Origin of the sequence: Novosphingobium sp. (assembly GCF_040079535.1) — a bacterium.
Classification (GTDB): domain Bacteria; phylum Pseudomonadota; class Alphaproteobacteria; order Sphingomonadales; family Sphingomonadaceae; genus Novosphingobium.
The window spans coordinates 1-14191 of the sequence record NZ_JBEBKB010000026.1 but is presented as its reverse complement, the minus strand read 5'-3'; the positions used below and the strand labels follow the sequence as shown (position 1 = coordinate 14191).

Here is a 14191-nt window from a genome sequence, read left to right as displayed (position 1 = left end):
CTGTTGCGAAACGCTCCTTGCGCAGCGCGGTTTAGCAGAGCATGAACCGCCGCGCCATGTTGAAGCCAAACTTGCTTTTTCTTTTGCCCCTGCTGGCCGCCAGCGCTGCGTGCCAGCAACCGGCTGCTGCCCCCGCTGCGCCGCAGATCGAAGGCACCGCGCTGGATGGTTCGGGCATCGGCGGTCCGTTCACGCTGATCGGCAAGGATGGCCAGCAAGTAAGCTGGGATCAGTTCAAGGGCAAATACCGGATCGTCTATTTCGGCTACACCTTTTGCCCCGATGTCTGCCCGCTCGATCTGGGCCGGATGATGCAGGGCTATCTGAAATTTGCCGAACAGCACCGCGATTTGGCCGATCAGATCCAGCCGATCTTCATTACGATTGATCCGGCCCGCGATACGCCCGAACGGGTCGGCCAGTATGCCGCCAATTTTACCCCGAAGCTGCTGGGGCTAACCGGTAGCCAGGCCCAGATCGATGCCGCAGTTGCGGCCTTCAAAGTCAGCGCAACGCGCGGCGAGGACCGGCCCGGCGGATATTTGATGAACCATTCGCGCTTTGCCTATCTGATGGACCGCGATGGCAAACCGCTGGAAGCCTTGCCGATTGACAAGGGCCCCGAAGCGGTTGCTGCCGATCTTGCCCGGCAGGTGCGTTGAGCCTGCTTCGAGCCCAGTTCTGGCAGCTCCCGATCGAGCGTTTGAACCGCGCCGAATGGGAGGCTTTGTGCGATGGCTGCGGCCAATGCTGCATGCACAAGGCTGAGGATGAGGATACCGGCGACGTTTACCCCACCAATGTCGCCTGCAAGCTGCTTGATATCCAAAGCGCGCGCTGCAGTGACTATCCGAACCGCAAAAAGGCTGTGCCCGATTGCCTCAAGCTGAACCTTCGGCTGGCTGCCACGCTCACATGGCTTCCCCCGACCTGCGCCTATCGGCTGCGCGCCGATGGCGATCCTCTGCCTGATTGGCACTATCTGATTTCGGGTGATAGCGAAGCGGTTCACCGGGCCGGGATATCGGTGCGGGGCAAAGCCATCCCCGAAGCCCTTGCCGGGCCGCTGGAACAACATGTCATCCTGCCGCCCGGGATCGAGATTGCCGATGATTGACTGGCTGCTGGGGCGTGACAATCAGGATCCGCAGGTTGAAGTTGCCGGGCGGCTGTTGCCGCTGGTGATCCGCCGCAATGCCCAGGCCCGCCGGATGACCATGCGCCTGGCCCCCGATGGCAGTGAAGTGCGCGTAACCCTGCCCACCTGGGGCCGCAGCGCCGAAGCGCTGGCCTTTGCCCGAACCCGCGCCGGTTGGCTGGCCGGGCAACTGGCCGCGGTGCCCGTGCCGGTTGAACTGCAAAACGGCACGGATCTGGCTTATCTGGGTGCGCCGCTGGCGATAAACCATGATCCCGCCCGCCCGCGCAAGGTTGCTCTGGGCGAAGGCGAGCTGTTGATTGGCGGCCCGGCCGGATCGCTGCAATCGCGGATCAAACGCTGGCTCGAAGGTGAAGCCCGGCGGCTTATGGCCGAGGACCTGTCCTATTACTGCTTGCGCGCCGGCCAGCCGCAGCAGCGCCTGATGCTGACCAGCGCCAAGCGCCGCTGGGGTAGCTGTGCCCGCGATGGGACCATCCGGATCAACTGGCGGCTGGTGATGGCCCCTTCGTTTGTGCGGCGCAGCGTGGTAGCGCACGAAGTTGCGCATCTGGTCCATTTCGATCACAGTCCGGCCTTCCACGATTTTCTTGATGAAATATTCGAAGGCGATCTGCGCGGCGCAAATCGCTGGCTCAAGCGCGAGGGCAAAAACCTCTACCTGCCAATGGGTTGAACCCCATAGCCAATTGTTAACCACGATAGCGGACAATCGCACCATGGTTAGAGCGGCTTTTCTGGTCCTGACAGCCCTGCTGCTGACCGCCCCGGCGGGGGCGCAGCAATGCCGATTGTGCTATTCGGATCCGGCGGCAAAGCCCGGCGATCCACCTTTGGGAATCGAAATCTTCGCCGATCTCAATTTCTCCAAACTGGCCCTGACCGGCCGCGAAGGCGGCAGCGCTGAACTTTCCGCAACGGGCGGCGGCAAAAGCACCAGCGGCGAAATGATCGATCTGGGCGGGGTTTCGGTGGCGGGGCACGGCCGGATCACCGGAATCCCGGGCCGTGAAGTGCGGGTGGACCTGCCTGACCGGGTGGAAATGACCTCTGCCGATGGCGGCCGCGCCGAACTGGTTGGATTTACCACCGATCTGCCACCCCATCCCGTGCTTAACGCACGCGGCGAGCTGGAATTCAAATTTGGCGCGCGGCTGGTGGTGCACACCGGCAGGGGCGGAAATCTGCGTGGGAGAATCCCGATTTCGGTCGATTACAACTGACCACTGGCGCAAATGCGCTGCGCCGCTTATCTTGGCCCCATGTCGATCTGGAAAACTGCCAATCCCACCGGCGCTATCGCCGATTTTATCGAGGTTTACAAACAGGCCGGGGGCAACCGTTTGCGGATCGGCCTGGTGGCCGGATTGTGCACGTTCGGCGTCTTCTCGGTCATGATGACGCAAAGCTGGAAAGTGAAGCGCAGGCTGCCCGATATCACCTATATCAACTCCTGGCCGCTTGATCGGACACCAGCAGAAACCCGCGCCTTCATTGCGGCCAACCAGAAAAAGAAGGACGATCTGGAAAAGGCCCGCGCCGATGCCGCAGCCGAAGAACAGCGGCTGTGGATGGCGCTGGGCAAGGTTTCGGGAATGGATGTTGAGGCGATCAAGCGCAAATCCGAAGCGGATAAAGCGGCTGCGAAAGCCAAGGCCGAGGCCAAAGCGAAAGAGCAGCTTGGCCGCTGATCCCGATACTGCCTGGCTGGCCGCTACCGCCCGCCTGGCCGCGCGCGGCGTTCCGCTATCCCGCCCCAATCCGGCAGTCGGCGCGCTGATCGTAAACCACGGCAAAGTCATTGCGCGGGGCTGGACCCAGCCTGGCGGGCGGCCTCATGCCGAAGCCATGGCCTTGGCTGCCGCCGGTGATGCCGCGCGGGGCGCAACGCTTTATGTCAGCCTTGAACCGTGCGCCCATCACAGCACCCGCGGCCCGGCCTGCGCCGATCTGGTTGCAGCCAGCGGCCTGGCGCGGATAGTGATTGGCTGCGGCGATCCCGATCCACGCACCGCCGGGCAAGGCGCCGCGCGATGTGCAGCCGCCGGAATTGCGGTGGGTCTGGCTGAAAATGCAGACTGCGCCGCCAGTCTGGCGGGCTATCTCAGCCAGCGGCGGCTGGGCCGTCCGCACGTTACACTGAAGCTTGCCTTATCCCAGGATGCCCGGCTGGCCCCTCCGCAAGGCCAGTGGCTAACCGGACCAATCGCCCGCGCCCACACCCACGCCTGGCGGGCCCGGATGGATGCCATTCTGGTGGGCCGCGGCACCTTTGATGCGGACAGCCCCCGGCTTGATGTCCGCCTGCCGGGGATTGCGGATCGCAGCCCGCAGCGCTGGCTGCTGACCCATGGCCAAGCCCCCGCTGGTTGGCACGCGCTGGCTGATCCGCATGCGATCGCCGGAATGGCCGGTGTGCAATATCTGATGGTCGAAGGCGGTGCCCAAACCGCACAGGCGTTCCTTGAAGCCGATTTGGCCGATCGGCTGCTGATCTACCGCGCTCCGGCGATTGTGGGCGGCCACGGCCCAGCGCTGCCCGGCCTGACCCGCGATGCCCTTTCGAGCTCTGATTGGAAGCTCACCGACACGCGCCCGCTTGGCAACGATACGCTCGACGTCTACGAACGCAGCTGATGTTTACCGGGATAGTCACCGCCATCGGCGAAATTCGCGAAATCACGCAGCAGGGCGATCTGCGCGTGGTGATTGCTTGCCCCTATGATCCGGCGTTGATCGCGATCGGGGCCTCGATTGCGTGCTCGGGCGTCTGCCTGACCGTGGTCGATCGCGGCGGGAGCGCTGGCGATGCCTGGTTCGCAGTTGATGTTTCGGGCGAAACCATCAGCAAAACCGCGCAAGACCAGTGGCGCAGCGGGCGCAGGCTTAACCTTGAGCAGGCGCTGCGGCTGGGTGATGAACTGGGCGGGCATATCGTAACCGGCCATGTCGATGCCGTGGGCCGGGTTACCCTGCGCGAGGACGTCGGCGGATCGCTGCACGTTGCTGTAACCACCCCGGCTGAGATTTCACCGTTCATAGCCGCCAAGGGTTCGGTCACGGTTGATGGCGTCTCGCTTACTGTCAACGCGGTGGACGATGCCGCTGATGGCACCTGCACCTTCCACCTCAACGTGATCCCCCACACCGCCGAAGTCACCACCCTGGGCAGCCTGCAAGCCGGTGACGGGGTAAATCTGGAAATCGACGTTCTGGCGCGGTATCTGCAGCGGATGGAAAAGCTCAGGCGTTAAGCGGCCCGGCAGCAAACCCCTCCCGCGTGATTTCATAAACCACATGCCGCGCCGGACCGGTGGCGGTTTCGATCACCCCGCCATCGCGCTCGCTCAGCCGGCCGCCGATTTTCTCCATCGCCCGGCGTGACCGCAAGTTGGCTTCACCGATACGAAAATCGACCCGTTCAACAAATTCCAGCGCATGGGCCAGCATCAACCGCTTCATCTCGCGGTTGGTCCCCCCGCCCCAGTGATCACGGCCAAGGAAAGTCCAGCCGATCTCTACCGATCCGCCAGCTGCCGGATCATAGGCCTGCATCCGGGATGATCCGATCACCGCACCGCTGGTCTTGCTGATCACCGCCAAGGCCCCGCCCTGCGCCATCGCATCGGCGAAATAGGCGCGGAATACGTCTTCTTGCCAGCGATCGTTTGCAGGGTGCAGTTCCCAGACCTTGGGATCGCTGGCGACGGCATAAAGCGCATCCCAATCATCTTGCCGCAGCGGGCGCAGCAGCAGCGTTTCGCCTTCAAGGCGGGGCTGCCGGTTCACCTTACCCGCTCACCACAGCCAGATCGGCGATGAATTTATCGATATTGCCGGCGGTCAGCCCGGCAATGTTTACCCGGCCCGATCCGGCCATATAAATCCCGTGGTCCGAACGCAGCGTCTGGATCTGTTCGCTGCTAAGCGGCAGAACCGAAAATAGCCCGTTCTGATGGCCAAGCGGCGTCAGATCGATGCTGCCAGCCTGCCCGGCCGCAGCCAGCTTTGCCCGAACCTGGCTGATCCGGGTGCGCATGGTATCCAGTTCGTCCAGCCACATCGCGGTCAGGCCCGGATCCTCCAAAATCAGCCGTACCGCCGCGCCGCCATGATCGGGCGGCATCGACCAGGCCGCGCGAGCCAGCGCAAAGCCATTGGTCAGCACCCGGCCCAGCACTTCAGAATTTTCGGCCATGACATAGATCGCGCCAACCCGGTCGCGGTACATGCCAAAGTTCTTGTCACAGCTATAGGCGATCAGGGCTTCGGGCACGGCATCCAGCACCTTGCGCACGCCATAGGCATCTTCTTCCAGCCCTGCGCCCAGCCCTTGATAGGCCAGATCAAGGATTGGCAGCAGGCCCTTGGCCGCGATCAGTGCGGCGATCTCGTCCCACTGGGCATTGCTGTAATCGATCCCGGTGGGGTTGTGGCAGCAGCCATGCAGCATGATCGCATCGCCGCTTTGGCCCCCGGAAATTGCCGCGCGCAAGGCATCCATATCAACCTTGCCATCGGTTCCGGCGTGCTTGAAGCTGACCAGTTCAACTGCCAGATCGCCCAGGATCTGCGCGTGATTGGGCCAACTGGGCAGCCCCATGATGATCCGCCCCACGCCTGCGCGCTTGGCCAGAGCTACGGTCAGCCTGACCGCCCCGGTGCCGCCCGGGGTCTGCATCCCTTCGATCCGGCCACCCTTGGCTGGATCGTCCTGGCCGAAAATATAGGGCATCAGGGCATGGACAAAGCCCATATCGCCTTCGGGGCCAAGATAGCTTTTGCTGTCTTGCGTATCGACCAGTTTCTGTTCGGCCGCCTTGATCGCACCAAACACCGGGGTTGCCCCCTGCCCTGTCCGGTAAACGCCCACGCCAAGATCGATCTTGTCGGCGCGGGGGTCTTCGCCATGGAGCTTGATCAGCGCTAGCAGCGCATCGGCGGGCTGTTGTTCAAGATTGCTGAGCATGATGGCGCGGGCCTTAACCGGGGCTTGGGTCTGGCGGCAAGCCCCAAATCGGCAAAACCCGGCGGCCGCGTCTTGCCTTGCCAGGAAATCTGGCTAGAGCCGAATTGCAACACCGGTCGCGACTGGCAACAAGATAATGATAAAACGGGAAATATTGGTTGAAATGGCCCGCGGGCTTGCAGGCCTGCTGATCTTCACGGCGATCGTGGTGATCTCGCTTTGGCGGCTGCTCTGACCATCCGAAATTGACTTGCCAGCGCAACCAGCCGCGCCGATAGACCGGCCATGCTTGCTCCTGATAAACGCCCGAACCTGCCTGCCTCGCTTGGCCCCGCGATCTGGCGCGGGATCAAGGGACAATGCCCGCGCTGCGCAGAGGCAGGGCTGTTTCGCGCCTTTCTCAAGCCGATCACCCATTGCCCGGCGTGCCGGCAAGACTGGACCCACCAGCGCGCCGATGATTTTCCGCCCTACATCTCGATCTTCATCACCGGCCACCTGATGGCCGGCCCGATCATCTGGTTCGGTACGCAAAGTCCGCTGCCGCTATGGGCCGCGCTGGCCATCTGCCTGTCGATGGCAGCCGTGCTGATGATCGCGCTGCTTCAGCCAGCCAAAGGGGGCACGATTGCACTGCAATGGTGGCACGGCATGCACGGGTTCGTGCCTTCGGGAAAAGACGAAGTGCAAGGCCCCGCTGCCTCCAGTTCCGGCAGCCCCAACCAATAGCGCGTGATCGCGCTGTCCGTTGCTACCTCAGAACGGGAACCAGTTCTTTTTTCTTGAGAACTTCATGTACCCGGCGTTCACCCCCAGCCGCAGGCCAACGCCCATCCGGATCGGGATCAGCACCACATTGCCGCGGCGCAGATAGCTGACATTGAACCCGCCGATCAGGTAGGCCTGTCCTTCGCCGGCGGCAAACCGGTGATAGAGATCATCGGTGTTGTAGAGGTTATAAACCAGCACAAATGTGCTGCCCGCGCTGGCCCCGGCATCAAAGCCAACCGAGGGCCCGTTCCAATAGACCGGACGTTCTCCCTCAACCTTGTGAAACAGGGTGCCCGAACCATAGCGCAGCCCGATTACCAGGGCCCCGCCACCTTCGCGGCCGGTAATGTAGCCATTGGGCTCACCCTGCTTGCTCAGCAAATCTTCGATCAGCCCAGCCAGGCCCTTGGCGCCTTTGCCGAATGTGCCTTCTGCGGCGGAAAGGATATCGTCCTTCTTGTAGGTCGTTTCGCCGGGGAGCGGTGCTGGCATGGTATCGCCCGGTGCTGGCGGTGCGGCTTCGGGCGGCAGCCCGGCGCTGGTCGCAGCGGGAACCGGCGCAGGCGCGTTGGCAGGCACGCTTAGATCGCCGTCGATCGCCTTGTCGGGATCAACCGGCTGGATTTGCGCCGGGGCAGCCACCGGCCCCGCGATCAGAATCGCGCTAAGCAGCGCCAGCACCATGCTGCGGAGGATCGAGCGGGACTGAGGCATCGCGATTTCCCTTTTGCTGCAAAACCGCCGGCAAGGCAGTCTGCGACTATCTGCAGAATCGAAGCTGAACCGCGCGACAACGCCGCGGCGACGAGGCGAGTCGGATTTGCGACGGGAAGAGCTGAAAATAGCCTGAACCAGCCCCTTGCCGCCCGCCAAGACCCTCGCTATAGGCCGCGTTCGCCGCTGCGATCCGGAGACGTGGGTGAGTGGCTGAAACCAACGGTTTGCTAAACCGTCGTACTGGTAAATCCGGTACCGAGAGTTCGAATCTCTCCGTCTCCGCCACCAGCCATTGATTTTCTTAGATTTATTATCAATGTGCCGTGTGGTTCCCATAACCGCTCCCCGAAAACGTGAACGCTTGTCAGTCGATTGGCCCCGCTGGCAGCAGCAAGCTTTCGGTTGCCCCTCACATTTGATAACCCAGCGCCGAAGGGGGATAGCAAAATGAGGACTGCAATTTGCACGTCTGCCATTGCGGCGACTCTATTCCTCGCTGGTTGCGGTTCATCGTCCAGCACTGAGGCAGATCGGCACATTGTCGAAGGCTCCAGCACTCTTTTCAATTCCAAGGGCAAGTTCGACGAGGACTCGGCCCGCGCAGATGCCGTTGCAGACGTGTCGGCTAGCTCGTTTGAGAACGAGGGCGATACATCGAATTGCACCGATGATTGCTCAGGCCATAACGCGGGCTTTGAATGGGCCAAGGAAAACGCTGCCGGTGATCCAAGCATGTGCAGCGGCAATAGTGATTCATTTGTCGAAGGTTGCGCAGCTTTCTCGCAAGCGGTTGAGAATCACGTCACTGAAATGCGTGAAGAATGGGAAGCTGGCGAGGAATAGGACGCTGCGCGATGGCTTCGGACTGGTTTCGATTGCATGTCCCGGATCGCAATTGCGCCCGGTTAGCAGGTCACCCCCGCTGAGTTTGAAAATGGCACACACCGAACGCGACAGTTCGCACCGCTTAAGCTTCTGTATTTAGGAAATATTCTGCCAATTTTTCGGCGCGGTCACTTCTCAATCAGACTCAATCAGACTAAATTTGGAGCGCAGTCGGCAAATCAGAGCAAATTTGCCTAGGTGCGGAATGGCGGAATCCTGCGATGGCAGAAAGGCGTTGGGCGATCTCACTTTGCAAATTGCGTTGATTTGACTGCAATTCAGCGCATAATACCCGGCAAATGGGGGGACCATGCTCGACAAAGCGGATGCGATTTTCAAGCTCGCCCTTGCATTTGCCGCCGTGGCTATCGGTGGCGCTGTCGCTTACTATTATGCCTTGTTTCTACCCCAACAGTCTCAGCGGGCTGCCGACCGCGAGCTTGCGGCTGAAACTGCAAAACATCAGAATGAAGTGCGAGAATCCCTCGAAAAATCCAAGACCGCCAAGGAAGCGAAAGAAAAATACGATCTTTGCGTTTCTTTTGCTTACAGCGACTACAACAGTCGATGGGCAAAAACGTGCACGCGATTGAACAAATCCGACATTGCACGGCGAGATCAATGCCTTAATAACGGGTATAATGAAGCCTATTGTTCCACGATAAGCATAACTCCCGCGAAGGAATGCTCGCTTCCTAACGAATTAGCCGACGACTACGACAAGTCGCATGAAGATGCTAAAAAGCTCTGCCTCGAAGAATTTAAAGCTGCAACCTAGGCGCGGTTTTCGCGGACCAACCGGGCAAGCTCCCTTAGGTAGCGAGCAGCCGCCACGGTCGCGGCGGATCGTCCGCCATGCTTGAACGCATTGCGATTGCCCTCAGGCGCTCCCGGATTCGTCCCGCCGGGGATTGGCACTCCGCTCCCGAGCGGGTCCGGGCTAGGCAGCGCTGGGCTTGCGCCAGCCGCGCCGGTTGCATCGGATTGATCGGCGGTTTCTGCATTTTCTTCGGCCCCGGTGTGGTGATGGAATTGATCGGCAATCACGGCCTGCCCGCCCTCATTCACATGGACGTGACGCACGGTTTGCTCGCGCGGCTGGTGCAGCTTGGCAAGCGTGTCCAGCGTCGCGCGGCAGTTGCTCTGTGCCTTTAGCGCCAGCCGCCCATAGCGTTCCGCCGCGTTGATATATTCGCCCATGTTAAGCGCCGTGCGCCGCGCCAGCTCGGCAAACATACTATCCAAGGCGATTGCCTGAGCCGACAAGATGCGGCTGGCCATGTCGAGATCGCCGCCTGCTGCCTTCCCCGTCATGCTTTGAACGTGCGTCGCGTAGTCGGCGAGGCCGGGTTTCTCGATCCCGCTACCAAGCGCCTTGTCGGTGAAGGCAGAGGCCGCGACCGCATTCTTGAAGCTCGGCTGGAGCAGTTTCCTCGCCAGCGCCTGAGCACCGGTTTCATCCGGCGATTGCTGGATCGACAGGGAATTGTCGGCCTGCATTGCATCCACTGGTTTCGCCTTTTTCGCCATGGTCAATCCTTTGCCTTGCGCGCCTTCGCGCCGATGTTTTGAGAGGTGCCGCACCGCTTGCCGATCACGCGCCCGCCCGGCTCCAGCAAGGCCAGGTCGAATTGTGCCGCCGCTTTCGTGCTCGCCCCTTTCAGGACGTAAGACAGCGCCGCCTCCAGATTGACCGCGTGCAGTTCGGGGTTGCCGGTTTCCATGCCCAGCCGCCCCCCGATGGGTCGGCTCAGGATCACGCCCTTGCGGTATTGTTGACCGCTAATCAGGCGCAGCCATCCCCGTAACCGGCCCGTAATTTCGGGAACAAGCGCGGCTGGCACATGGGCGAGCAAATGGCAGTGTCCGCCCTTCCCGTCACCGCCTTCATGTGTCCAGAGCAAGGCTGAGCCGCTTTTGTGGCGAGTAAGGAATTTGGCCAGCATGTCGGTGAAGCGCCCGGTCGCTTTGGCCATGCCCGCCAGCGGTATCCCCGCCGCCTGCCAATGGATCGTCACCATGCGATTCAGCGGCAAACCGATTGCCCCGGCATGGCCCGCCGCCGCTATCAGATTGGCCACATGCGCCGCGCTCAGTGCATGGCTTTCACGGTCGGCACGGTTGCGCGCGCCGCCTCTGCCGGTGCTGCTAGGCGAATCTGGTGCAACACCTAATCTAAGATAACTAATCGCAAGCGCCGTGCCAGTTGCCAGGATTGCCGGATTTTCGGGCGAAAGCGGCTGGACCGGCGCGATTGAAACTTCACCGAATCCGGGAAACGGTGAAGTTTCAAATGCGCGGCCATGCCGGTCGCTGTCAAATGGCTTGGGCATGGCCGCGAGCATCATGCGGCGATCCACACAATCGCCAGCTTGCCGGTCGAATTGCGCCTGCGCCATCCGCTATCACGGATCAAACCCTTGCGGCGCAACTCACTGGTGCGCGGCTGGATCGACCAGCGATCCATGCCCAGCCGTGCCGCCAGTTCATCGGCGGTAAGGCCATACGCGCCAGCATCGCGGATCGCCGCCACTGTCATCCGCTGGAGACGCCCTAGCTTGGGGGCGAGCGCGGAAGCGGCGGCAATCGAGGTGTCCACATTGCGGTGGCCGGGAGCATCGGGATAGACGTTCATGGCGCGCCCTCCCCTGCCAGCGGGGGCAAGCCGTGCTTGGCCAGCAACGTGGCCAGCCAATCGCGTTGCTTGTCGCTCAGGACCGCCGCGACACAGACATGGCCCAGGAATCCAGCCGCCTTGTGCGACAGGTCCGGGCAGGCACTCAGCAGCGCCAGAGCGGCGGCGCGGTGATGTAGGAAGGGGCGCTCAGTCATTGTTGCAGCCCTCCCCAAAGCAGAGCCGCGCCATGTCCATCGCCAACCACGGCGACAGGTGGAATCGGGTGGCGAGCATTTGCGCCCGGCAGTCCGATGCGGTAGGGAAGGAATGCAACCAGCCGCCAAGTTGATTGCGTGAGACGCCGGGCTGCACCCCGGCGTTTCGCATATGTGCTGCCATCGCTCATGCCCCCGCCTGATACGCGGGAAGGCTCGCAAGATAGGCTTCGAGATCGGCAAACGAGATCAGCGTGCGCCGTCCTGCTTTCCGGGCAGAGAGGTCGCCGCGCTTCAACGCCTCATAGATCGAGGTGCGCGACATGCCGGTTGCCTGAACGGCATCCGGGATGGTGACTGCGATTGGAGCTTGCATGAGTGGGTATCCCACAAGGTCCACGCAGGATTGCCCGGACGTTGCGGGGCAGGTTGAACAGCCGATTTGTTCCGGTGAACATTAGTGGTTATTCGGAAACTTTCGGCAGCGGATTAACCCATTCGTGCGCCAGCAGTATTTTAGCCCAATCGAGTGGATTTGATCGTGCCACTTCACTGGACATGGATTGATCGACTTCCATTCGATCAGGTGAAAATCCCTTTTTCCGTTGCTGCACACGCTCCCGCAATTCGACCAAATCCCGCGCCGTAACGTGAACAGGCCAGGTCGATTCGTTGATTAGCTTTGCAGCCAAACGCGCGGCTGGCTCGACAAACGGGCGCTTCCCTTCCGCCCGACAATGACGCACGCAGCATTCAATCACGATTGCCAGCTTTCCTTCAAACTCAAGTTGCATAACGGACTTGGGCGGGGAGCCGCCCTTTGCGGTCCGGCTAGGTTCAAAGATGTGGCTACCCGCTCCATTGTCTGCATCGACTATCGCAGCCATGACTGCTTCGATTGGGCGGATAGTGGCATGTGGAATGCCTCGGCTGGTGAGATACTCGATCAGGTCGCCCATCGCCCGATAAACACCGTAACGGCCTCCGTCGCCATGATGCTGGAAAAACTCCGTCGCAACAGCCAGCCGCTCATGCAGTAGATCGAACGCCGCATTCCGGCTTGCGGTTGCAGGAAGCCTTTCCAACAATTTCTCCCTCGGTCGAACCCGAATGTCGCCGGTAGCTTGATCGACCGCATAGTTCGGCGCGGACAAGGGCAGCAGGACGCGCTTCACCTTGCCGCCCCAGCCCGGAGAGGCGTAACCTTGCCTCCCGCCGCGCCGCAACTGGCGCAGTATGTCGCCCAATCGGCCATGAGCCGCCGCCGCTTGTCGAATAGATCGCCGCGCCGATATGCGGCCTCGGCCTTGTTGCCGATCACATGGGCGAGCGCCATTTCGCAAACCTCATGGGCATAGCCGGTGCACTCGGCTGCCCAATCGCGAAAGCCCGAACGGAAGCCGTGCACGGTCGCTTCAACTTTCATGCGGCGCAGCAACATGGACATGGCCATGCCGGACAGCTTGCCGCCCTTGTCGGTTGGGAAAAGCCATTCGCTGCCTAACGGCTTGACCGCCTCCAGAATTTCGACGGCGCGCGGTGACAGCGGAACGCGATGTTCCTTACCCGCCTTCATCCGCACGGCTGGAATGGTCCAGAGCGCCTTGTCCAGATCGACCTCGCCCCAAGTCGCCTTAAGCACTTCGCTGGTGCGGGTGGCCGTCAGAATGACAAATTCCAGCGCCAGCGCCGCCATTGCTTCGCGCGCGCGTAACTGTGCAGCAAAGTCCGGCACGGCCTCATAGGGCAGCGCCTTATGGTGGCCACGCGTAAGGCGCGACCGGGCTGGCAGGATTTGAGCGATATGGCCACGCCAGCGGGCCGGGTTTTCGCCTTCGCGGTAGCCGCGCGCTTTGGCTGCATCGAGCACGGTTTCAATCCTGCCCCGGACCCGGCTGGCGGTTTCCGGCTTCGCTTGCCAGATCGGCTCCAGAATTTTCAGCACATGCGCTGTGCCAATGTCGGCAACCGGCAAATCGCCCATGACGGGATAGACATAGCTGGCCAGCGTGCTGCGCCATTGCGCCCGGTGCTTGTCATTGCGCCAGCTTGCCTCATTCGCGGCGACATAGGCCTCTGCCACGGCCTTGAAGGTAATTCCGGCTATCTGTGCCGCCTGAGCCGTCGCCAGCGCCTCAGCGGCCCCCCTGTGGCGCTCCGCAAGGGGATCGACGCCCGCCTTCACCTGCAACCGCAAGGCAGCGGCTTTGTCGCGCGCCGTGGCGAGCGAGATTGTTTCCGGCCCGGACGCAGCGCCCAAGCCAATGTCGCGCGCCTTGCCCTTCAACATGAAGCGATAGACCCAGGACCGCGCCCCGGTTTCCTTGACCAGCAAGTGCAGCCCGCCGCCGTCCGCATGGCGACCGGCCTTTGCGTTCTTCACCGCCAGCGGCGTTAGCGCGTTGCTCAGCTTCCGTGGCATCCCTGCCTCCCGTTCCCATAATCGTTCCCCGATAATAGTCCGGTTTTATGGGAACGCAACCGGACAATGCCGGACGCTTGGGGAAGCGATTGGCGCTCAATCTGTAGGATTTGAGGGGCTTAACTGGCTGCAATCGGATGGAAGCGGACGGTAGTTCGTCGGACTCCGTCTCCGCCATTCTATGTTGAAAGCAGTGCAAGCTTGCGGGCCAGCGGCACGGGCCGCCCGCATTGGCTTGGTGTGGCTTGCATGTGATCGCAGAACGGATCCGTTAAGATCGCGCAATAAGCATTTATATCAGATATTTAAACGCTTACCCGCAATGGTCAGCCACCTCATGCCGCCAGTGCGAGGTCGAGTCTTTGCCAGATTTCGGTGAGCGCCTTGGTCAGATCGCGGATCATGGCCGGGGTGTGGGCCGGGCCTGGGGTAAAGC

At 61.6% G+C, this 14191-nt stretch carries 20 protein-coding genes and 1 tRNA gene; 11 read left to right on the top strand and 10 right to left on the bottom strand.

The window, feature by feature from the left end:
* The first annotated feature begins 83 nt into the window (after nt 1–83).
* The 7 genes from ABL914_RS09420 to ABL914_RS09390 are packed head-to-tail and all read left to right on the top strand — an operon-like array spanning nt 84 to nt 4413.
* Nucleotides 84–662, top strand: a complete 579-nt coding sequence (locus ABL914_RS09420) for an SCO family protein (protein WP_391562927.1) — start codon at nt 84–86, stop codon at nt 660–662.
* Nucleotides 659–1117 carry a YcgN family cysteine cluster protein gene (locus ABL914_RS09415; protein ID WP_391562926.1) on the top strand — a complete coding sequence of 153 codons (459 nt, stop codon included), beginning with the start codon at nt 659–661 and terminating at the stop codon, nt 1115–1117. Before ABL914_RS09420 ends, ABL914_RS09415 begins: the two co-directional genes overlap by 4 nt.
* Nucleotides 1110–1835, top strand: a complete 726-nt coding sequence (locus ABL914_RS09410; protein ID WP_391562925.1) for a M48 family metallopeptidase — start codon at nt 1110–1112, stop codon at nt 1833–1835. The genes ABL914_RS09415 and ABL914_RS09410 overlap by 8 nt, the downstream gene beginning before the upstream one ends.
* Nucleotides 1836–1878: 43 nt before the next feature.
* Nucleotides 1879–2382, top strand: coding sequence for a DUF4402 domain-containing protein (locus tag ABL914_RS09405; RefSeq protein ID WP_391562924.1), 504 nt, complete (start codon nt 1879–1881; stop codon nt 2380–2382).
* A gap of 39 nt (nt 2383–2421) precedes the next feature.
* The gene (locus tag ABL914_RS09400; RefSeq protein ID WP_391562923.1) at nt 2422–2850 is read left to right on the top strand and encodes a hypothetical protein; all 429 of its coding nucleotides are present in this window, start codon (nt 2422–2424) and stop codon (nt 2848–2850) included.
* Nucleotides 2840–3796 (top strand): bifunctional diaminohydroxyphosphoribosylaminopyrimidine deaminase/5-amino-6-(5-phosphoribosylamino)uracil reductase RibD, encoded by a 957-nt coding sequence (gene ribD / locus ABL914_RS09395; protein ID WP_391562922.1) that lies wholly within the window; start codon nt 2840–2842, stop codon nt 3794–3796. The genes ABL914_RS09400 and ribD overlap by 11 nt, the downstream gene beginning before the upstream one ends.
* The gene (locus ABL914_RS09390; RefSeq protein ID WP_391562921.1) at nt 3796–4413 is read left to right on the top strand and encodes a riboflavin synthase; all 618 of its coding nucleotides are present in this window, start codon (nt 3796–3798) and stop codon (nt 4411–4413) included. Before ribD ends, ABL914_RS09390 begins: the two co-directional genes overlap by 1 nt.
* Here ABL914_RS09390 and ABL914_RS09385 read toward each other — a convergent pair.
* Both ABL914_RS09385 and ABL914_RS09380 read right to left on the bottom strand, forming a co-directional pair.
* Nucleotides 4403–4948, bottom strand: coding sequence for a GNAT family N-acetyltransferase (locus tag ABL914_RS09385; RefSeq protein WP_391562920.1), 546 nt, complete (start codon nt 4946–4948; stop codon nt 4403–4405). The two genes, ABL914_RS09390 and ABL914_RS09385, sit on opposite strands and share 11 nt — an antisense overlap.
* Before the next feature lies 1 nt (nt 4949).
* Complete coding sequence (locus ABL914_RS09380; protein ID WP_391562919.1) at nt 4950–6128, bottom strand: aromatic amino acid transaminase; 1179 nt, start codon at nt 6126–6128, stop codon at nt 4950–4952.
* A 285-nt stretch (nt 6129–6413) separates the two neighbouring features.
* On the opposite strand from ABL914_RS09380, the gene ABL914_RS09375 reads away from it, so the two are divergent.
* A complete protein-coding gene (locus tag ABL914_RS09375; protein WP_391562918.1) occupies nt 6414–6857 on the top strand; it encodes a DUF983 domain-containing protein in 444 nt (147 codons plus the stop codon).
* Nucleotides 6858–6884: 27 nt separating this feature from the next.
* On the opposite strand, the gene ABL914_RS09370 is transcribed toward ABL914_RS09375, so the two are convergent.
* Entirely contained in the window at nt 6885–7613 is a 729-nt protein-coding gene (locus ABL914_RS09370; protein WP_391562917.1) for a DUF1134 domain-containing protein, read from the bottom strand.
* 195 nt (nt 7614–7808) lie between these two features.
* Here ABL914_RS09370 and ABL914_RS09365 point away from each other — a divergent pair.
* The 3 genes from ABL914_RS09365 (at nt 7809) to ABL914_RS09355 (ending at nt 9279) form a co-directional block, all read left to right on the top strand.
* Nucleotides 7809–7901, top strand: a tRNA-Ser gene (locus ABL914_RS09365).
* 162 nt (nt 7902–8063) lie between these two features.
* Entirely contained in the window at nt 8064–8459 is a 396-nt protein-coding gene (locus ABL914_RS09360) for a hypothetical protein (protein WP_391562916.1), read from the top strand.
* A 352-nt stretch (nt 8460–8811) separates the two neighbouring features.
* Nucleotides 8812–9279, top strand: a complete 468-nt coding sequence (locus ABL914_RS09355) for a hypothetical protein (protein ID WP_391562915.1) — start codon at nt 8812–8814, stop codon at nt 9277–9279.
* Here ABL914_RS09355 and ABL914_RS09350 read toward each other — a convergent pair.
* The 7 genes from ABL914_RS09350 to ABL914_RS09320 form a co-directional block, all read right to left on the bottom strand.
* Nucleotides 9276–10031: a hypothetical protein gene (locus tag ABL914_RS09350; RefSeq protein ID WP_391562914.1), complete on the bottom strand. Its 756-nt coding sequence runs from the start codon at nt 10029–10031 to the stop codon at nt 9276–9278. The two genes, ABL914_RS09355 and ABL914_RS09350, sit on opposite strands and share 4 nt — an antisense overlap.
* Nucleotides 10032–10033: 2 nt before the next feature.
* Entirely contained in the window at nt 10034–10900 is an 867-nt protein-coding gene (locus ABL914_RS09345) for a hypothetical protein (protein WP_391562913.1), read from the bottom strand.
* Nucleotides 10846–11136 carry a hypothetical protein gene (locus ABL914_RS09340; protein WP_391562912.1) on the bottom strand — a complete coding sequence of 97 codons (291 nt, stop codon included), beginning with the start codon at nt 11134–11136 and terminating at the stop codon, nt 10846–10848. The genes ABL914_RS09345 and ABL914_RS09340 overlap by 55 nt, the downstream gene beginning before the upstream one ends.
* Nucleotides 11133–11333, bottom strand: coding sequence for a hypothetical protein (locus ABL914_RS09335; protein WP_391562911.1), 201 nt, complete (start codon nt 11331–11333; stop codon nt 11133–11135). Before ABL914_RS09335 ends, ABL914_RS09340 begins: the two co-directional genes overlap by 4 nt.
* A gap of 187 nt (nt 11334–11520) precedes the next feature.
* A complete protein-coding gene (locus tag ABL914_RS09330) occupies nt 11521–11709 on the bottom strand; it encodes a helix-turn-helix domain-containing protein (protein WP_391562910.1) in 189 nt (62 codons plus the stop codon).
* A gap of 88 nt (nt 11710–11797) precedes the next feature.
* Entirely contained in the window at nt 11798–12508 is a 711-nt protein-coding gene (locus ABL914_RS09325; RefSeq protein WP_391562909.1) for a hypothetical protein, read from the bottom strand.
* On the bottom strand, nt 12505–13755 hold the full coding sequence (locus ABL914_RS09320; protein WP_391562908.1) for a tyrosine-type recombinase/integrase: 1251 nt from the start codon (nt 13753–13755) through the stop codon (nt 12505–12507). The genes ABL914_RS09325 and ABL914_RS09320 overlap by 4 nt, the downstream gene beginning before the upstream one ends.
* Nucleotides 13756–14191: the final 436 nt, after the last annotated feature.